This is a genomic window from Actinoplanes utahensis (assembly GCF_016862455.1).
GTDB classification, from domain to species: Bacteria; Actinomycetota; Actinomycetes; order Mycobacteriales; family Micromonosporaceae; genus Actinoplanes; species Actinoplanes utahensis.
This window is the reverse complement of the sequence record NZ_BOMZ01000077.1, coordinates 1-18,575: the sequence shown is the minus strand read 5'-3', so window position 1 is coordinate 18,575 and position 18,575 is coordinate 1. Positions and strand designations below refer to the sequence as shown.

At 72.4% G+C, this 18,575-nt stretch carries 16 protein-coding genes; 12 read left to right on the top strand and 4 right to left on the bottom strand.

Going from position 1 to position 18,575, the window contains the following annotated elements:
• Positions 1-13: 13 nt before the first annotated feature.
• Both Aut01nite_RS25765 and Aut01nite_RS25760 read right to left on the bottom strand, forming a co-directional pair.
• Positions 14-889 (bottom strand): 3-methyl-L-tyrosine peroxygenase-related protein, encoded by an 876-nt coding sequence (locus tag Aut01nite_RS25765; protein ID WP_152628780.1) that lies wholly within the window; start codon positions 887-889, stop codon positions 14-16.
• On the bottom strand, positions 882-1,337 hold the full coding sequence (locus Aut01nite_RS25760) for a VOC family protein (protein ID WP_201775534.1): 456 nt from the start codon (positions 1,335-1,337) through the stop codon (positions 882-884). Before Aut01nite_RS25760 ends, Aut01nite_RS25765 begins: the two co-directional genes overlap by 8 nt.
• A 748-nt stretch (positions 1,338-2,085) precedes the next feature.
• Here Aut01nite_RS25760 and Aut01nite_RS25755 point away from each other — a divergent pair.
• From Aut01nite_RS25755 to Aut01nite_RS25715, 9 genes are all read left to right on the top strand, one after another.
• Entirely contained in the window at positions 2,086-2,832 is a 747-nt protein-coding gene (locus Aut01nite_RS25755; protein WP_043526604.1) for a TauD/TfdA dioxygenase family protein, read from the top strand.
• The gene (locus Aut01nite_RS25750) at positions 2,829-4,370 is read left to right on the top strand and encodes an acetolactate synthase large subunit (RefSeq protein WP_043526602.1); all 1,542 of its coding nucleotides are present in this window, start codon (positions 2,829-2,831) and stop codon (positions 4,368-4,370) included. The genes Aut01nite_RS25755 and Aut01nite_RS25750 overlap by 4 nt, the downstream gene beginning before the upstream one ends.
• A gap of 7 nt (positions 4,371-4,377) precedes the next feature.
• Positions 4,378-5,328 (top strand): NAD(P)-dependent oxidoreductase, encoded by a 951-nt coding sequence (locus Aut01nite_RS25745; protein WP_043526601.1) that lies wholly within the window; start codon positions 4,378-4,380, stop codon positions 5,326-5,328.
• Positions 5,328-5,540, top strand: a complete 213-nt coding sequence (locus tag Aut01nite_RS25740; protein ID WP_043526599.1) for an MbtH family protein — start codon at positions 5,328-5,330, stop codon at positions 5,538-5,540. Before Aut01nite_RS25745 ends, Aut01nite_RS25740 begins: the two co-directional genes overlap by 1 nt.
• A gap of 2 nt (positions 5,541-5,542) precedes the next feature.
• On the top strand, positions 5,543-10,402 hold the full coding sequence (locus Aut01nite_RS25735) for a non-ribosomal peptide synthetase (protein ID WP_052163891.1): 4,860 nt from the start codon (positions 5,543-5,545) through the stop codon (positions 10,400-10,402).
• 19 nt (positions 10,403-10,421) lie between these two features.
• Positions 10,422-11,441 carry a guanitoxin biosynthesis L-enduracididine beta-hydroxylase GntD gene (gntD, locus tag Aut01nite_RS25730; protein ID WP_043526597.1) on the top strand — a complete coding sequence of 340 codons (1,020 nt, stop codon included), beginning with the start codon at positions 10,422-10,424 and terminating at the stop codon, positions 11,439-11,441.
• Positions 11,442-11,470: 29 nt separating this feature from the next.
• Positions 11,471-12,319, top strand: coding sequence for a dimethylarginine dimethylaminohydrolase family protein (locus Aut01nite_RS25725; RefSeq protein WP_052163890.1), 849 nt, complete (start codon positions 11,471-11,473; stop codon positions 12,317-12,319).
• Positions 12,320-12,394: 75 nt separating this feature from the next.
• Entirely contained in the window at positions 12,395-13,438 is a 1,044-nt protein-coding gene (locus Aut01nite_RS25720; protein WP_043526595.1) for an NAD(P)-dependent alcohol dehydrogenase, read from the top strand.
• Positions 13,438-14,703, top strand: coding sequence for an MFS transporter (locus Aut01nite_RS25715; protein ID WP_063958793.1), 1,266 nt, complete (start codon positions 13,438-13,440; stop codon positions 14,701-14,703). Before Aut01nite_RS25720 ends, Aut01nite_RS25715 begins: the two co-directional genes overlap by 1 nt.
• A gap of 7 nt (positions 14,704-14,710) precedes the next feature.
• Here Aut01nite_RS25715 and Aut01nite_RS25710 read toward each other — a convergent pair whose 3' ends face one another.
• Both Aut01nite_RS25710 and Aut01nite_RS25705 read right to left on the bottom strand, forming a co-directional pair.
• On the bottom strand, positions 14,711-15,304 hold the full coding sequence (locus Aut01nite_RS25710) for a TetR/AcrR family transcriptional regulator (protein ID WP_043526593.1): 594 nt from the start codon (positions 15,302-15,304) through the stop codon (positions 14,711-14,713).
• 58 nt (positions 15,305-15,362) lie between these two features.
• On the bottom strand, positions 15,363-16,055 hold the full coding sequence (locus Aut01nite_RS25705) for a type 1 glutamine amidotransferase domain-containing protein (RefSeq protein WP_043526592.1): 693 nt from the start codon (positions 16,053-16,055) through the stop codon (positions 15,363-15,365).
• Between the two features lie 456 nt (positions 16,056-16,511).
• Here Aut01nite_RS25705 and Aut01nite_RS25700 point away from each other — a divergent pair, with 456 nt between their 5' ends.
• The 3 genes from Aut01nite_RS25700 to Aut01nite_RS25690 all read left to right on the top strand — a co-directional run bounded on the left by Aut01nite_RS25700 (position 16,512) and on the right by Aut01nite_RS25690 (position 18,053).
• Positions 16,512-17,015: a hypothetical protein gene (locus Aut01nite_RS25700; protein ID WP_236642768.1), complete on the top strand. Its 504-nt coding sequence runs from the start codon at positions 16,512-16,514 to the stop codon at positions 17,013-17,015.
• Between the two features lie 200 nt (positions 17,016-17,215).
• A complete protein-coding gene (locus tag Aut01nite_RS25695) occupies positions 17,216-17,620 on the top strand; it encodes a hypothetical protein (RefSeq protein ID WP_043526589.1) in 405 nt (134 codons plus the stop codon).
• Positions 17,621-17,807: 187 nt separating this feature from the next.
• Positions 17,808-18,053 carry a zinc finger domain-containing protein gene (locus tag Aut01nite_RS25690; RefSeq protein WP_043526587.1) on the top strand — a complete coding sequence of 82 codons (246 nt, stop codon included), beginning with the start codon at positions 17,808-17,810 and terminating at the stop codon, positions 18,051-18,053.
• Positions 18,054-18,575 lie beyond the last annotated feature (522 nt).

Sequence of the window (18,575 nt, the reverse complement as noted above, 5' to 3'; positions counted from 1 at the left end):
GGAAGGGTGAGCGTCAGCGGGTGGATCCGGCGTAGGCGACGACCCGGCGCAGCGACGCCACGATCTCACCGGTCGCCGTGGGCCCGCCGCAGCCGTTGGCGGCCAGGTCCAGCGCGACCGCGCGGACCCGGTGCAGCAGCTGGGCCACCACCGCGTCGCGGCCGACCAGCGCGCGGGCGGTCAGGAAGAAACTGTCGAAGAGGGCCGCGGTCCGCGGCGTCGGGCGGACCGCGGTGGTCGCGGCGCTCTGCTGCAACAGCGACGCCCCGGCCGGCACCAGCCGGGCCGCGACGACCTCGTGTTGGGTACGGCTGCGCGCGACCGCCGCGCTGAGCCGGTTGCCGGACGGCCCGGCCATCCACGGCGGCCGTTGCCCGCGCAGCAGGCGGCGCAGCGGCACGAAGTCGGCCGCCCAGAGCCCGCTGAACGCGCGGTGGTGCAGATACATCCGGGGCCGGATCAGGGTCCGGTAGATCTCCGGCGGGCACGAGCCGGTGTAGTCGAGCATCGCGGTGTACCCGTCGGTGCAGGCCTCCAGGTGCGCCAGCGTCCGTTCGTCGGCGGCGCCGGTCTCGGCGGCGCCCGCCGCCAGCTCGGTCATCAGGTGCCAGAGCAGCATGGTGACCTGGTGGCCGGTGATCCAGCGGAACCAGTAGAGCGTGTCGGTGTCGTCGGCCGGCGCCGCCCCGGAACCGCCCGGCGGCAGGTCGAGCGCGGCCAGGGTGCGGGCGATGTCCGCGGCCGGCAGCAGGCCGGGCAGCGACGCCGCGGCGGCCGGCTGGCCGGCCACCGGCATGAGCAGCGGCTCGAGCCCGTACGGGAAGTCGCCGAAGTCCCAGTCCAGGTGCGCCGGGCGGGTCTCCGGCTCGCGCATACGCAGGTCAGACACGGGGACTCGCCGGGTCGTAGGTGAACTCGAACTCCAGGCCGTTGACGTCCAGCACGTACAGGCTCTGGATGCCGTCGTCGTCGACGACGATGTCGGTCGGCTGATCCGCCCGGGCGAACGTGTATTTACCGGATTCGTAGATCTCCAGCCACCGCCGGCGCATTTCCCACAGCTCTTCGGAACTGTCCACTGCGAGACAGACGTGCTGAAATTGATAACCCTCCGGCGACGGCTGCCGCCGATCATGGGAACTGCGGTCAAAGAGATGAAAACGGACACCGCCGGCCACCACTTCGGTCAGCTCGACAATGCCGGGAAGGCGACTGCGAGTCAGCTCCGAGAAACGGTCGAGACGCCATGACTGCTCTGCTTCGAAGAATTCGAGATACCAGTTCAGACAATTAGTCAGATCGTCTGTCTGGATCCCGACATGATGATAACGAACCACTCTGTCCACCATTCGTTGTCGGCTTTCAGATCGTTTCCGCGCAGGATCGGGCCGCCTTCGCGCTGGCCGGACCCCACGGCGGGGCCCGGGCGCGACGGCCCGGATGACGCTGGTGGCGGTTGACGCCGGCAGGTGTCAGGTCTCGGTGCACCGGCACATGGCAGCAGTGCTCGGACTCATGGAGAGGCGCTCTGAGCTGTGCGAACCGTTCGAATTCGCCGGCCTGGGCAACGGTACGGACATTCACCCGCCGGCAGCACCGGTATTTCACAGCTCGGCCGCAGGCACTCCTGGCCCGTCCTCGCCGATCCTGTCCAACCTGCAATCATGACGGCCGTATCGCCGTCGCCCCCGTGTTCTGCCGCTAACCCCTCCTGGCGTGCGGGACCGGGCAACGGATTGATCAACAGTCGCCGGTCAATGTCTTGCCGTCACACAGTGCCACATGACGGCATCACGGCGCCACCACTGTGCGCAAGAGTTTTTGGCTATGGCGTTGACGGGCAGAGACGCCCCGGGTAAAGATGACTCGCCGACGCCGAATAAAGCGTGACTGCTTGCGTGCGTCGATTCGGACCCGGTCGGGTGCGAATGTCCAGAAACTCGAACTATTCGCGATCACGCCTCATCGGCGATCACGGACTTAATCATCGGTAAGGCATTTCCGCAGTCCGCGGGCCTTGCCCTCGCGGCCGCCGGCCGCGGCGGAACAGTCAGCACACCGAACAGTAGAGATGGGGATTCCGAGATGGGTAGGTCGCCCGACAGCGTGCTGTCCTGCGTCGACATGAACGGCGAGGCGCTGGCCGACGGCGTGCTGCGGTACGCGTTCGGACAGCTGCTCGGCAACAACGGCTACGTGCACCTGGTCGGCGTTCCGGAGGACTTCGACCACGTCGCCTTCCTCAAGGAGCTGGGCGACTTCCAGCCGACCCCGACCGGCACCGTGGTCGGCGACGTCAAACCGGAACGCGGCATGGACGACGTCAACCACGGGCAGAACCGCGGCGGCCTGACCCCGCACACCGAGGGCTACGAGTTCCGCGGTCTGCCGCCGCGCTACCTTGCCCTCTGGTGCGTCGTCCCGCCGTCCGGCCCGGGCGGCGAGACCACCATGCTGGACGGCGACCGGATCCTGGCCGAGTTCAGCGACGAGGAGCGGGGTCGGCTTCACGACACCGTCTACCGCTGGGGTTCCACCGAAGGGCTGGCCCGGCACGGGGTGACGCCGACGGCCGAGCACCCGGTGCTGGAGCGGCACGAGAACGGGCTGATCCTCCGGTTCTCCAGCAACTACCTGATCGTCCCGGAGGGCGACGAGCTGGCCCGCCGGCTCATCGATCGCGGCAACGTCCTCTTCGCCGAGAAGCACATCGCCGTCCGGTACCAGCCCCGCGACATGGTGGTCTGGGACAACTGGCGGATGCTGCACTCGCGCAACGCGTTCCAGGACCCGGCCCGGCACCTCAAGCGCGTCCAGATCGCGGCGGCATGAGCGTGCTCGGCGCCCAGGCGGTCATCGGCACCCTTCTCGGCAGCGGTGTCGAGGTCTGCTTCGCCAACCCCGGAACCTCCGAGATGCACCTGGTCGCCGAGCTGACCGCCCGGCCGGAGATGCGGCACGTGCTGTGCCTGTTCGAGGGCGTGGCCAGCGGCGCCGCCGACGGGTACGGACGGATGGCGGAGAAGCCCGCGTCGGCCCTGCTGCACCTCGGCCCCGGGCTGGCCAACGGCCTGGCGAACCTGCACAACGCCCGCCGGGCCGGCACCCCGGTCGTCACGCTGGTCGGCGACCATGCCACCTTTCTGACACCGTTCGACCCGCCGCTGCACTCCGACATCGAGACCATGGCGGCGCCGGTGTCGGCCTGGGTACGCCGTGCCACCAGCGCCGCCGGCGCCGGCCGGGACACCGCCGACGCGATCACCGCGGCCCGTTCCGGTGGGGTCGCCACGCTGGTGCTGCCCGCCGACGTGTGCTGGTCCGGCGGCGGCAGCCCGGCCGTGGCCGCGGCGCCGGCCGCGCCCGGTTTCGACGCCGGGGCGGTCGAGCGGGCCGCCAAGGCCCTGCGCGACGACACCGACTGTCTGCTCTTCGTCGGCGGGCCGAACATGCGCCCGGCCGGGCTGCGCGCCGCCGCCCGGATCGCCGCGGCCACCGGCGCGCGGCTGCTGGGCGAGAAGTCACCGGCCCGGCACCGGCGGGATCCCGGGGTCCCGGACATCGCCCGGCTGCCGTACCCGATCGACGACGCGATGGCCCGCCTGCGCGGCCACCGGCACATCGTCTTCGCCGGCGCCCGGCCGCCGACCGCGTTCTTCGCCTACCCCGGCAAGCCGGCCGACCTCGTCCCCGCCGACACCGAGACGCACCACCTGGGCATGTCCCCGGACGCCCTGGAACATCTGGCCGACCTGGTCGCTCCCGGCCTGTCCGCCCCGGCCGCGGAACAGACCGCCGGGACCGGGCTGCCGAGCGGCGAACTGACCGTCGCGAAGGCCGCCGCCGTGGTGGCGCACCTGCTGCCCGAGGACGCGATCGTGGTCGACGAGGCGATGACCTCCAGCTCGGCGCTGGTGGCGGCGACGGCGGGCGGCGCCCGGCACGACTGGCTGTGCCTGACCGGCGGCGCGATCGGGATGGGCATGCCGGTCGCCACCGGCGCGGCGATCGCCTGCCCGGACCGGACCGTGCTGACCCTGGAGGCCGACGGCAGCGCCATGTACACCCTGCAGGCGCTGTGGACGCAGGCCCGGGAAGGGCTGCACGCGGTCACCGTCGTGTTCAACAACTCCTCGTACGCGATCCTCGCCGGCGAACTGGACCGGGTCGTCCCGGACGCCGGCCGCCGGCGGGCCGGATCGTTCGTCGACATCTCCGGCCTGGACTTCGTCGCCCTGGCCGCCGGCATGGGTGTCCCGGCCACCCGCGCGCACACCGCCGGAGACCTGTACGCCCAGCTCAGCCGCGCGCTGGCGGAGCCGGGCCCCCACCTGATCGAGGCCGTCGTGCCTCCCGTGACGCGGTTGTGAGGCGGACGTGCCCTCGACGGTCTTCCATCAGATCTCGGTCCTGCCCGGCGTGTGGGCCTCACCCGGCCTGCTCGACCGGCTCCGCCCGCTGAGCCGGCGGCAGCCGCTCGTGCTGGACGCGTGGCCGCACGACGACTCCGACACGGGACGGTCGTTCGCCCGTACCGACGCGGTGCTCGCCGGCTGGAAGGACACCCTGGACGCGGACCGGCTGGGCCGGCTGCCCGACCTGCGCTACATCGGCCTGCGGGCCACCTCGACCGGCCGGGTCGACCTCGACTACGCCGGCCGGCACGGGATCACGGTCGCCCCGATCGAGGGCTACGGCGACGCCGGAACCGTCGAGTTCGTCACCGAGCAGCTGCTGCGGCACGCCCGGCACGGCGGCGAGGCCCGCGGCGAGCTGGCCGGGCGCCGGCTCGGCATCGTCGGGTACGGGCGGGTCGGCCGGGCCGTCGGCCGGGTCGCCCAGGCGCTCGGCATGGACGTCGCCTTCCACACCCCGACGGCCCGCACGGCCGCGGCCGGCGAGCCCCGATGGTCGCCGCTGCCGGAGCTGCTGGCCTCCGCCGACCTGCTGACCTTCCACTCCCCCGCCTACCGGCACGCGGTCCGGCCGGACCAGTTGCGCCTGATACCGGACGGCACGTTCGTCGTCATCACGACGCTCGGCCTGCCGATGGACGCCGCCGCGCTGCGGTCCTGGCAGTCCGCGCGCGGCGGCCGGGTCGTGCTCGACCTGTGCGCGGCCGACGGCCTCCCCGGCGACCTGCGCGACCTGCCTGGCCTGGAGATCCACGACCTCTACGCGGCACGGACCGCCGATTCGGTCCGGCGAGCCGAGGCACAGGTCCTCGCCAACCTCGCCGCCGCCCTCACCCCACATCCGGCTGGTTGTCAGTGCTGTCTCAGCGGCGCTGAGACAGCACTGACAACCAGCCGCCAGAAAGGAATCTGATGCCGAACCCCTTCGACATCCCGGACGGGCGGTTCCTCGTCCTCGTCAACGAGGAGGGACAGCACTCGCTCTGGCCGGAGGCCGTACCGGCGCCGGCCGGCTGGGCGATCACGCACGGCGCCGCCGACCGGGAAACCTGCCTGGCGCACGTCCGCGCGAACTGGACCGACCTGCGGCCCCGCAGCCTGCGCGTCCACCCGGGTGAGGTGTGACAGTGGACATCGTCGAACTGATCGGCGAACGGATACGCCACGACGGCGCCGCGATCGCGGTGGACGCCGCGGACGGCCGGCTCACCTACGGCGACCTCGGCCGGGCGGCCGTCCGGGTCGCGGCGGCGCTCAGCGCCGCCGGGGTGGGCCCGGACGACGTGGTGGCGGTGCGGATGGAACGCGGCGCCGAACTCGCGGCCACCGTGCTCGGCGTGCTGTGGGCCGGAGCGGCCTACCTGCCGGTCGACCCGGCCGTGCCGGCGGCGCACGTACGCCGGATGGTCCGCGCGGCCGGCGCCCGGCACCTGCTCACCGACGACCCGTCGACGGTCCCGGACGGGTTGCGGCTGGTCACCCCGCGCGAGGACACCCTCTCCGCGCCGTACGCCGCCCACCCGGAGAACCTCGCCTACGTGGTGTTCACCTCCGGCTCCACCGGCGAGCCGAAGCCGGTGGCGGTGCCACGCCGCGCCCTGACCAACCACGCCCGCGCCGTCCTCGGCCGCTACCGGCTCGATGCCCCGGACCGGGTGCTGCAGTTCGCCAATCAGGCTTTCGACGTGTACGCCGAGGAACTGTTCCCGACGCTCGCGGCGGGCGCCCGGGTGGTGGTGCCGCCGGAGGCGGTGCCCGCACCGGCCCGGCTGGAGGCGTTCCTGGACCGGGAACGGATCTCGGTGGTCAACCTGCCGACCTCGTACTGGACGGCGTGGGCGCACGACCTCGGCGCCGCGCCCCGGCCGCTGCCCGCGACGCTGCGGCTGGCCGTGATCGGCAGCGAGTCCGGGCACGCGGCGACGCTGGCGACCTGGCGGCGGCACTGCACGGTTCCGGTGATCAACGCGTACGGGCTCAGCGAGACCACCGTGACCAGCACCACCGCCGACCTGGACGACGGTGCCGGCCCGCTGCCGATCGGCTCGCCGCTGGACGGCGTGCACGCCTACGTGCTCGACGACGGCCTGCGGGAGGCGCCGGCCGGTGAGCTGTACCTCGCCGGGGCCGGTCTGGCCCGCGGCTACCCCGGCCGTCCCGACCTGACCGCGGAACGGTTCGTCGCGTCCCCGTTCCAGGCCGGGCAGCGCATGTACCGCACCGGCGACCGGGTCCGCCGCACCGCCGGCGGCGCCCTGGTGTTCGAGGGCCGGGCCGACGACCAGGTGAAGGTCCGCGGCATCCGGGTGGAACCGGCCGAGGTCGAGGCCGCGCTGCGGGAGCATCCGGCGGTGGCGCGGGCCGCGGTCGTGGCGCGGGACATGCGCCTGGTCGGCTACGTGGTGCCGCGCGCCGGCGAGGACACCGGCGGCATCCGGGAGTGGCTGGCGGGCCGGGTGCCCGCCCACCTGGTCCCGGCAGGGATCGTCGTGCTGGACGCGCTGCCGACGACCGCCGGTGGCAAACTCGACCGGGCCGCGCTGCCTGCGCCGGCCCCCGCCCCGGCCGCCGGCGAGGAGCCGGTGGACGCCGCGGAGGCGGCGGTCTGCGCGGCGTTCGCGACGGTGCTCGGGGTGCCCCGGGTCGGGCGGCACGACGACTTCTTCGACCTGGGTGGGCACTCGCTGCGGGCGGCACGCCTGCTCGGGCTGCTCCGCGCCGGACTGTCGATCCGGGCGCTGTTCGACGCGCCCACCCCGGCCCGGCTGGCCGAGCGGCTGCGATCGGCGGAGGGATCGCAGCCGGGCATCACGCCGATGCCGCGGCCCGAACGGATCCCGCTGTCGCCCGGCCAGCAGCGCATGTGGTTCCTACGGCAGCTCACCGACTCGGCCGCGTACACCGTCCCGTTCGCCCTGCACCTGCACGGGCCGCTCGACCGGGCGGCCCTGGAAGCGGCGATCGGCGACGTGTTCGCGCGGCACGAGGCGCTGCGAACCGTGATCACCGTCGATCGGGGCGTGCCGTGTCAGACCGTGCTGCCGGCCGCGACGGTCCGGCCGGACCTGCCGGTCGAGCACCCCGACGACGTGGACGCGGCGATCCGCGACGAGTTGCGACGGCCGTTCGACCTGGCCACCGACGTGCCGCTGCGGGCCCGCCTGTTCCACGTCGGACCCGGCGAGCACGTGCTGCTGCTGACGATGAGCCACATCGGCACGGACGGCGGGTCGGTGCCGCCGCTGGCGCGGGACCTGCATGACGCGTACGCCGCCCGCCGCACCGGACAGGCCCCGCGGTGGGAGCCGTTGCCGGTGCAGTACGTCGACTACACCCTGTGGCAGGCCGGCCGGCTCACCCGTACGCCGCTCGCCGAACGTCAGCTGGCCTACTGGAAACGGGCGCTCGACGGCGTACCGGATCACCTGGGTCTCGTCGTCGATCTGCCCCGGCCGCCCGTCGCCGGGCAGCGCGGCGCCATGGTGCCGGTCAGCATCGGGCCGTCCACCCACGCGGCCGTCGCCGCTCTCGCCCGCCGCACCGGGACCACCGTGTTCATGGTCGTCCAGGCGGTCGTCGCGGCCCTGCTGACCAGGCTCGGCGCCGGACCGGACGTGCCGATCGGCACCCCGGTGGCCGGCCGCCCCGATCCGGCCCTCGACGACCTGGTCGGATTCTTCGTCAACACCGTGGTGCTGCGCACCGACACGTCCGGCGACCCGGACCTGTTCGCTCTGCTGCGCCGGGTCCGCCGGACCGACCTGGACGCGTTCGACCACCAGGACGTGCCGTTCGAGGACGTCGTCGAGGCGGTCAACCCGGGCCGGTCGCCGGCCCGCAACCCGCTGTTCCAGGTCATGCTGCTGATGCGCGCCGAGGACGGTTTCCGCCTGCCCGGGCTGACCGTGCGCACCGAGGAGCCGTTCACCGGCGCCGCCCTGTTCGACCTGCTGTTCTCGTTCGTCGAACGCTTCGGCGCCGACGGCGCGCCGGCCGGTCTGGACGGCCGCCTGGAGTACGCCACCGACCTGTACCTGCCGGAGTCGGCCCGGCTGATCGCGGGCCGGTTCGCGGCCCTGCTGGAACGCTGGGTGACCGCGCCCGGACGTGCCCTGTCCGATCTGGATCTGTTCCTGTCCGGCGAACGCGACGACCTGCGCCGCTGGAACGCCACCGCGACCGCCCTGCCGGACGCCACCCTGCCGGAGCTGGTCGAGGCGCGGGTGGCCGCCGATCCGGGCCGGCCGGCGCTGCGCACCGCCGCCGGGGAACTGACGTTCGGTGAGCTCAACGAGCGGGCCAACCGGCTCGCGCGGGTTCTGCTGGCCCGCGGCGCCGGCCCCGGGGACCGGGTCGCCGTGCTGCTGGGCCGGGGCCACCGGTCGGTCGAGACGTTCCTCGCCGTGCTCAAGTGCGGGGCGGCGTACCTGCCGATCGACCCGGCGTACCCGGAGGCCCGGATCCGTTTCATGCTCACCGACGGTGAACCGGCGCTCGTGGTGACGGCGTCGCCGGCAGCGGGCCTCGCGCTGCCGGCGCCGGTGCTCGCGCTCGACGACCCGGCCGTGCTCGCCGAGCTGGCCGCCGCCGCGCCGGGCGATCCGGGACCGGCGGACCGGCCGCGGCCGCTGACCGGGGAGACCCCCGCCTACGTCATCTACACGTCCGGCACCACCGGGCAGCCCAAGGGCGTCGTCCTGCCCGGCCGGGTGCTGGTCAACGAGCTGGCCTGGCACGACGCGGAGGTGCCGTCGCCGTACGGCGCCCGGGTCGCGCAGGTCGCCTCGGTGGGTTTCGACGTGGCCGAACACGAGATGCTCGCCGGCCTGATGAACGGCAAGACGCTGTGCGTCCCCGACGAGGACACCCGTCGTGATCCGGCCCGGCTGGCCCGCTGGCTGGAGTCCGAGCGGATCACCGACTTCTACCAGACCACCTCGATGCTGACGGCGGTCTACGAGGCGGCCACCGCGCAGGGCCTGGACCTGCCCGCGCTGCGGTACGTCATCCAGGGCGGCGAGCCGCTGCAGATCACCCCGCTGATCCGCGGTTTCCACGCCGCGCGTCCCGGGCTGGTGCTGCGCAACGAGTACGGCCCGTCGGAGACCCACGGCGTCACCGGCGGCGCGCTGCCCGCCGACACCGCCGACTGGCCGGTGCGGCCCACCATCGGCCCGCCGATCTGGAACACCCAGGTCCACATCCTCGACCAGGCGCTCCGGCCGGTCCCGGTCGGTGTGGTCGGCGAGCTGTACCTGGCCGGCGTCAACCTGGCGCACGGCTACCTGAACCGGCCCGGTCTGACCGCCGCCCGGTTCGTCGCGAACCCGTTCGGCGCACCCGGCTCGCGGATGTACCGCAGCGGCGACCGCGGCCGCTGGCATCCCGACGGCACGGTGGAGCTGGTCGGCAGAACCGACGACCAGGTCAAGATCCGCGGGGTACGGGTGGAGCTCGCCGAGTTGAACGCGATCGTCGCGGCCCACCCCGCGGTGGCACAGGCCGCGACCGTGTTGCGCACCGACGACCCGGGCGACCCTCGTCTGGTCTGCTACGTCGTCGCGGCCGGCGCCGGTGACCGGCCGGAGCCGTCCGCGTTGCGCCGGCACGTCGCCGCCGTGGTGCCGGAGGCCGTCGTTCCGTCCGCGTTCGTGGTCCTCGACAGCCTGCCGGTCACCACCAACGGCAAGGTGGACCGCGACCGGCTGCCCAGACCCGTCCACCGGGGCACCGGCGGCGACACCCCGGCGAGCCCGCTCGAGGCCCGCATCTGTGAACTGTTCGACGACGTCCTCGGCGCCACCGGAACCGGCGCCCGCGACGACTTCTTCGACCTCGGCGGGCACTCGCTGCTCGCGACACGGCTGGTCAACCGGCTCAACGCGGCGCTCGGCACGGATGTCGGCGTCCGCATCGTCTTCGAGGCCCCGACGCCCGCCGAACTGGCCGGCCGGATAGCCCCCTCCCCCGCGCTCCTGTCGAACTGAACTGCCACGGAAGGCCGCGATGAACACCACCACCCTTCACGACGTCACCCACTATGACCTCACCGACCGCGAACTGGCCGCCATCGAGACCCTGATCAGCGACATCGGCGCGGACCACCGGGACCCGCAGGACACCGCCTTCCTGCTGGACGCCCCGCGGCTCGCGGCCGGGCTGCCCACCGGGCTGACCCGCTTCCTGCGCACGTTCCGGCTGTCCGAACCGGCCAGCGCCCTCGTCGTGCGGGGCTTCCCGGTCGACGACGCCGCGATCGGGGCGACCCCGCCGCACTGGTCGAAGCAGGCGGACCCGGCGTCGACCCGGCGCGAGGAGATCTACTTCATGCTGGTCGCCACCGTGCTCGGCGAGCCGTTCGGCTGGTCCACCCTGCAGGGCGGCAACCTGATCCACAACGTCATCCCGATCCGCGGCGAGGAGCACCAGCAGAGCGGGCACGGCAGCGCCGACCTGCTCGAATGGCACACCGAGGACGGGTTCCACCCGTACCGGTGCGACTACCTGGGCCTGATGGGCATGCGCAACCACACCGCGGTGCCGACCACGCACGCCAGCGTCCTCGCGCTCAACCTGCCCGACGACGTGATGCGGGTGCTGGCCGAGCCGCGGTTCCTGATCCGGCCGGACGACGAGCACCTCGCCAACGCCCGCCGGGACGCCGGGCCGAACTCGACGATCATGCAGATCGGCGACGACCCGGTGCCCGCGGCGGTCCTCTTCGGCGGCGCCGACCGGCCCTACCTGCGGATCGACCCGTACTTCATGTCGGCCGTGCCCGGCGACACCGAGGCCGAGAACGCCCTCACCCTGGCGACCAAGCAGCTCGACGGCTGCCTGCAGGACATCGTCGTGCGGGCCGGGGAGATCCTGTTCATCGACAACTTCCGGGCCGTGCACGGGCGGCGGCCGTTCCGGGCCGCGTACGACGGCCGGGACCGCTGGCTCAAGAAGATCGTCGTCAGCCGGGACCTGCGCGCCTCGCGGGCGATCCGGGCCGGCGCCGGATCCCGCATCCTGCTGTGACCCGTCGCCCCGACCGGAAGAGGTCTCCCGTGCACATCACCGACACGCCGCGCAGGTTCCTGCTGTGCAGCCCCGACCACTTCGACGTCACCTTCGAGATCAACCCGTGGATGACGACCGAACGCCGCCCGGACCGTGAGCAGAGCTGGAACGAATGGTTCGGGCTGGTGTCCGAACTACGGGCCGCCGGGGCGGTGGTGCACCACTTCCCGTCCCTGCCCGGCCTGTCGGACATGGTGTTCCCCACCGACGTCGGGGTCGTCGACGGCGACCGGTTCGTCCGCGGCCGGTTCCGGCACCCGGAACGCCGCGACGAGGCCGCGCACGGGGCGGACTGGCTCCTCGAACGGGGCTTCACCGAGATCCCGTGGCCGGATGATCCGGACATGTACCTGGAGGGCGGCGACGTCGTCCGGTTCGCGGACGGGCTGCTGTGCGGCAACGGGCCGCGCACCTCACCGGCCGCGGCCGAACACCTGTCCCGGGTTCTCGGGGTGCCGGTGGTCACCGTGCCGATCGTCGATCCGCGGTTCTACCACCTGGACATGTCGTTCTTCCCGCTCGACGAGCGGCAGGCGATGTACGCGCCGGACGTGTGGGACTCCGAGGGGCAGCGGGCGGTCGAGAAACTCGTACCCGAACCGCTTCTGATCAGCATCGAGGAGGCGCTGACGTTCAGCGCCAACGCGGTGATGGTCGGGCGCACCGCGATCATGCCGGCCTGCCCGCCCCGGATCCGCGCCGAACTGGAGAGCCGGGGCTTCACCGTCCGGATCGCACCGGTCGGCGAGTTCCTCAAGGCCGGCGGCGGCATCCGCTGCATGGCCCTCGACCTCGACCTGCTGCACCGGGCGGGGCATCTCAGCCCGCTCGCCTGACCACACCCTCGCCGGTCCGTCCGGGGCGCCGCCACGCCCCGGACGGACCGGCCACGCCGACACGGAGCAGACACAGTGCACGTACCCGCCTACGCGGCGCCCGCACCGGGTGAACCGCTGGCACCCACCCTCATCGAACGGCGCGACCCCGGCCCGCACGACGTGCTCATCGCGATCGGGTACGCCGGGATCTGCCACTCCGACATCCACACCGTCCGCGGCGACTGGGGCCCGCGGCCGTACCCGCTGGTGCCCGGGCACGAGATCACCGGCGTCGTCACCGCGACCGGCTCCGGCGTCACCCGGCACCGGGCCGGCGACCGGGTCGGCGTCGGCTGCATCGTCGACTCCTGCCGGACCTGCGCCGACTGCCGCGCCGGCAACGAGCAGTACTGCCGGTCCGGCATGGTCGGCACCTACGGCGCGATCGGCCGGGACGGCGCCGTCACCCAGGGCGGCTACGCCGGCCACATCGTCGTCGACGAGGACTTCGTGCTGCCCCTGCCGGACGGCCTGGACCCGGCGACCGCCGCCCCGCTGCTCTGCGCGGGCATCACCACGTACTCCCCGCTGCGCCGCTGGAACGCCGGGCCCGGCACCCGCCTCGCCGTCGTCGGCCTCGGCGGGCTGGGCCACCTGGCCGTGCGGATCGGCCACGCGCTCGGCGCCGAGGTGACGGTGCTGTCCCGGTCGTACAAGAAGCAGGAGGACGCCGTCCGGCTGGGCGCCGACCACTACCACGTCATCGACTCCGTGGAACGGCTCGCCGGCCGGTTCGACCTGATCCTCAACACCGCCGGCTCGGCCGTGGACCTGGACGCCTACCTCAGCCTGGTCGCCGTCGACGGCACCCTGGTCAACGTCGGCGCCCCCGCCGCCCCGCTCACCCTGAACGCGTTCTCCCTCATCGACGCCCGGCGCTCCCTGGCCGGATCGCTGATCGGCGGCATCGCGGAGACCCGGGAGATGCTGGAGTTCTGCGCCACCCACCGGATCGGCGCCGACGTCGAGATCATCGCCGCGGACCGGATCAACGAGGCGTACGAGCGGGTGCTCAGTGCCGACGTGCGCTACCGGTTCGTCGTCGACACCGCCACCCTGCCCGTGGAAGGCTCGTGATGAGAAGTCTGTGGCGCAACCGCGAGTTCAACCTGCTGTGGACCTCGCAGGCCCTGTCCGACCTGGGCGACGGCGTCGCCTCCCTGGCACTCGCCCTGCTCGTGCTGGTGGAGACCGGGGACCCGGTCAGCGCCGGGGTCGTCGGCACCGCCTCGCACGTCGCCCGGCTCGCGTTCCGGTTGCCGGCCGGCGTGCTCGCCGACCGGTTCGACCGCCGCCGCGTCATGATCCTCTGTGACCTGCTGCGGCTGGTCGCGTTCGGCGCCCTGGCCGTCGCCGTCTTCACCGGCAGCGCCGGGCTGGCCCTGATCCTCGTCGTCGCGGTCCTCGACGCGGCCGGCAGCGCCCTGTTCAGCACCGCCGAGGACGCGTCGCTGCGCAGCATCGTCCCGGTGGAGCAGCTACCCGCCGCGGTGGCCCGCAACGAGGCCCGTTCGTACGGGGTCTCCCTCGCCGGTCCCCCGCTCGGCGGCGTGCTGTTCAGCATCGGTCACGCCGTGCCGTTCATCGGCAACGTCATCTCCTACCTGATCTCCATCGTCGCCGTGCTGTTCATCCGCAGACCGTTGCAGAGCGACAGAGACGAGGAGCCGCAGACGTACGGGGCCGCGCTCACCGAAGGTGTCCGGTTCGTGCTCGCCAACCCGTTCCTGCGCGCCCTGCTGCTGGTCGCCGCCCCGTTGAACTTCGCCATCGGTGGCGTCCTGTTCACGCTGATCGTGGCGTTGCAGCAGAACGGCACCCAGCCCGGCGTCATCGGCCTCACCGAGACCATCGTCGCCGCCGGCGGCCTCCTCGGCGCCGCCTTCGCCCCCGCCCTGCAGAGCCGCCTCAGTCTGCCCACCCTCACCCGCGTCATCTGCTGGGCCGCCGCCGGTCTGCTGGCCACCGCCTCGCTGCTCACGTCCAGCATCGCCGCCGCCGTACCCCTGGGCCTGGCCGTGTTCCTGGGTCCCGCCTGCAACGCCGCGCTCTTCGGTTTCCAGGCCGCCGTCACCCCGGACCGTCTGCAGGGCCGGGTGATCAGCGTCGTCATGTTCGTCGCCACCTCGATGGCCGCCCTCGCCCCCATCCTCGGCGGCCTGCTCCTGGCCACCTGGTCGGCGTCCACCGCGGTGCTGTTCTTCGCGGCTTTCGTGGGCCTGTCCGCCCTCACCGCCACCTTCAGCTCCGGCATCCGCCACGCCGCCCTGCCCGGCGCCGGGACGGACCCGCCGCCCGCCGACGAGCTGCCCGCCCACGCCGTCGCCGACCGGGCGAGTTAGCCCACGGTCAGATCCCGAGCAGTTGACGGGTCACCGTGCTCGCGGTGTCGAGGGGGGCCAGGGTGCGGTGCACCTTGGCCATGACGCTGGCCCCCGTCCACAGCTGATACAGAGCCTCGGCGGTCGCGCGGGCGTCCCCGGTGAACGGCGAGGAGCCGTCGCCGGCGGCGCCGATGATCGCGCGCTCCAAGCGATCGACGATCTCCGTGGTGCCCGCCTTCAGGGCCAGGCGCATGGGCTCGGACATGTCCGCCACCTCGGCCCCGAGCTTGACCGCCAGGCACTTGCCCGCGCAGTCGCCGAAGCTCTGCGACTCCCGCCAGGACGCGAAATACGCCAGGATCCTCGCGGCCCCGTCCTGGCCGGCGCCGTTCAGGATCTCGTCCATCTCCGCCAGGTACTGCTGGAAGTAACGCGCGATGACCGCCTCACCGAAGGCGTCCTTCGACCTGAAGTAGTGATAGAAGGAGCCCTTCGGCACACCGACACTGGACAGCACCTCGTTGATCCCGACCGCGGCGTAACCCTTGTGCGCGAAAATCCGCTCCGCGGCCGACAGCAGGTCGGCTCGCGTGTCCCGGTTCAGGTTCCTGGTGGTCATCCCGGCAGCCTACGGGGCCATTAGACCAGTCGTCTATCGCGACGACATGGCCCTGCGGTCACGCGGTGGCGCGCTCGCCGAGCAGCCCCACCAGCACGTCCGCGGCCTCGGCCGACGACGCCGGGTTCTGGCCGGTGATCAGCAGCCCGTCGCGCACCACGTAGGAGCCCCAGTCGGCGCCCTTGGAGTAGACGCCACCCTTGGCCTTGAGCTCGTCCTCGACCAGGAACGGCACGACCTCGGTCAGGCCGACGCCCTCCTCCTCGGTGTTGGCGAACCCGGTCACCGTGCGCCCCCGCACCAGCGGCGCGCCGTCCTCGTCGGTGACGTGCCGCAGCACACCCGGCGCGTGGCAGACCAGCGCCACCGGCTTGCCCGAACGCAGCGTGGTCTCGATGATGTTCCGCGAGTCGGCGTCCTCGGCCAGGTCCCACAACGGGCCGTGGCCGCCCGGGTAGAACACCGCGTCGTAGTCGGCCGGGTCCACCGTGCTCAGCACCACCGTCGCGTCCAGCGCTGCCGACGCCTCCGCATCCGCCTCGAACCGGCGGGTGTCGTCGGTCTGGGAGCCGGGCTCGTTGCTCTTCGGATCCAGCGGCGGGCGCCCACCCTTCGGCGACGCCAGGGTGACGGTGGCGCCGGCCTGCTTGAGCCGGTAATACGGCGCCGCGAGCTCCTCCAGCCAGAAGCCGGTCTTGCGGCCCGTGGAGCCCAGCTCGTCGTGCGAGGTCAGAACGATCAGAACGTTCATGTCGGAACCCTTCGTTCACTGCGGGCCTTACGGTCCGGTGCGGCCTCGCCGGCCACGAACCGAACCCTAGACGACTGGTCTACTAGCGGCAAGTGCACGTCCCCGATGAGCCGCGTCACGCGTACTCCCCAGACCACATCCGCTGAATGCCCAGGCTCGCGGGACGGACACCCGGCGGCACTGTGCCGGTGGACATGGGCGTGCCGGTTTTGATCTTCTGCGGAGCGAATCTCGCCGGGCCTGAATCTGGCACGCGCGCTCGTTCGCTCGCCGCCAGTCCGACCGTTCTCGCGCCCGCTCACCACCGGCGCCGTCGCCCACCGGGGCCCCAAGGTCCTGGTCACGGCCCCGGCTCGCGTCCGGACCATGATGATCAATGGTCATGGGAAGTGACACCACCTGGGTGCACCGGATCATCTTGCAGCCGTGCGTCGTGCGCGAACCGCGGAGGCGGATGTGCATCATGACAGCGTGGCTGAGTTGACCTTGTTCGCGGACTACCACCAGATCCACGTCCTCGACGAGGGATCGGAGACGGACCTCGGCGACGAGTGGACCGATCAGGCAATGGATGATCAGGTAGCCGTCGGCCGAGACGCGGTCGCAGCCGGCACCACGGTCGACGTCGACGTCGGTGTCGGTGTCGGTGTCGAACTGCTGGACGGGCAGCCGTCCGACGACAGCGTCGACTTCGATCATGTCGCGGAAGCCAGTCTTCGCTGCTCGTCGGGACACCTGGTGGTCATGGGATGCACCGACTTCGAGCCCGACGCCCGACGGTTTCCGGTGGCAGCCGGTTGGCTGCGGCTACGCGTGTCCCGATCCGATCTCGATCGCGCCCATCGGGCCGGCATCGACTCGGATGCGGATCCGCAGACGATGGAGCGCGTGCGATTGCAGGTGTGGCCGGCTGCGGAGGTGCCTGTGGTGGTCTCCGAGCGTGGGCGGCCGCCGGCGTAGAGATTCGTCTGCCAGCCTTTGGGGCTTGCTGGGTTCAGCAGGCGAAGGCGAGTGAGGACGGGCATCTCGATCGCCCGGCCGGACAGGTTCACTCGACCCGAGGAGCAGGAGTAACGGGGTGGGGCCGCCGCCTACCTCGGCCGAGTGACCTGGGCAGTCTGCGAGCTTCATGCGTCCCGGCCGGTGGGTATGGCGGCACCATGCGCATGATGACTGGTTGCCGGTGGCGTCGCGGTGTTGCCGCTCTCCTGCTGACGCTGCCGATGGCGACGATGGCCGGGTGTGACGAGCGGTCGGTGATCGCTGCCGAGCGCCCGAACGGGTCTGCGGGCGGCTTGGACCCGCACGGCCGTCAGGCATGCGCAGAGTTCCGAGCCGGTTGGCGGCAGGCCACGGACGCACCGGCACGGCTGCTACTGGCTGACGATGTAGGACGGCAGGCGCGGCGCAGCGACAACGGAGAGATCGTGGCGAGTTCCGCCGCGATGGGACGCAGCGCCAAGGACGGCGGCCGGGCCTGGCAGGTTGCCGCGGCCGATCTGGAGCGCGCCTGTCAGCAGACGAGGGCGGGCTACCACCAGCCCGTCTTGCCGGTCACCGGGTGAACGGATCGTGTACGCGCCGGCCACCGAACCGACGCGAGAACCGGAAACCGCGGCCTGATCTGCCGGCCCGCGGACCCCAGCCCTGCCTCGAACACGGTTCACCGTGAAAATCCGTGACCATCTCGACGGTACAGCCGCCGGTTTTGCGGTATCTCCGGGTTCCACACACCAAGATCCGGGAGCCGTCATGGCCGACACCCTCACCATCCCGCCCGCACCCCGCTACACCGACTACACCTGCCCCCACTGCAAGGCCGGCGCCGGGAAGCCCTGCCGTTTCAGCCGGTCCCGCCGCCCGCACCTGCTGCCCGTGCACGCCGGCCGGTACAACAAATGGCGGCGCGGCTACGAACGCTGGACGGCCGCGGTGACAGTCCAGCACGCCGCCGGGACAGCCCCGGCCAGCGGACACCTGCAGTGTTGGAAGGCATGACACCCGATCAGCACGCCGCACGTGCCGCCGAACTCGTCAGCGAAGCCGTCGAACTCTACGAAACGGTCGCCGATGGCAACGACCCGCCGGTCACCGAATACGACTGGCGGATCCTCGAGGCCCGGATACGGCTTCTCCCGTGCACGCCACCCTCGCCCTCCGGCAGCCCGCCACACGGATCGCGCCCCGCCACGAGAGGATCGACGCGTTCCGGAGACCGCAGCCGGCTCCGCCCGGGACGGATATCCGGCACCGGACGGCGACCTTCTCCGGTCGATGGAGGACACCGACGCCTCCCAGCGTGCCGAACCGCCCGCTTTCGCGATCCTCGACCCGAACCCGGGCCATCACCGACCCGGCTGAACCGGGAGTGAAAGGTCAACGCTCAGCTTGCCGTTCAACCTCCCGCCCCTGCTCGACGTCGCTGCGGAGGAGGGGCCGCCGCGTCATCAAGGGTGACTACGGTACGTGCCGGTCAGCGCGCTGGGCGCGGGCGGCGACGGGACCCGACGCGCGTTCTCT

Excerpts from the sequence above, each read along its gene's own strand:
- Aut01nite_RS25755 (WP_043526604.1), top strand. The coding sequence starts at position 2,086 with ATGGGTAGGTCGCCCGACAGCGTGCTGTCCTGCGTCGACATGAACGGC.
- Aut01nite_RS25750 (WP_043526602.1), top strand. The coding sequence starts at position 2,829 with ATGAGCGTGCTCGGCGCCCAGGCGGTCATCGGCACCCTTCTCGGCAGC.
- Aut01nite_RS25740 (WP_043526599.1), top strand. The coding sequence starts at position 5,328 with ATGCCGAACCCCTTCGACATCCCGGACGGGCGGTTCCTCGTCCTCGTC.
- gntD (WP_043526597.1), top strand. The coding sequence starts at position 10,422 with ATGAACACCACCACCCTTCACGACGTCACCCACTATGACCTCACCGAC.
- Aut01nite_RS25715 (WP_063958793.1), top strand. The coding sequence starts at position 13,438 with ATGAGAAGTCTGTGGCGCAACCGCGAGTTCAACCTGCTGTGGACCTCG.
- Aut01nite_RS25710 (WP_043526593.1), bottom strand. The coding sequence starts at position 15,304 with ATGACCACCAGGAACCTGAACCGGGACACGCGAGCCGACCTGCTGTCG.
- Aut01nite_RS25705 (WP_043526592.1), bottom strand. The coding sequence starts at position 16,055 with ATGAACGTTCTGATCGTTCTGACCTCGCACGACGAGCTGGGCTCCACG.
- Aut01nite_RS25695 (WP_043526589.1), top strand. The coding sequence starts at position 17,216 with ATGCGCATGATGACTGGTTGCCGGTGGCGTCGCGGTGTTGCCGCTCTC.
- Aut01nite_RS25690 (WP_043526587.1), top strand. The coding sequence starts at position 17,808 with ATGGCCGACACCCTCACCATCCCGCCCGCACCCCGCTACACCGACTAC.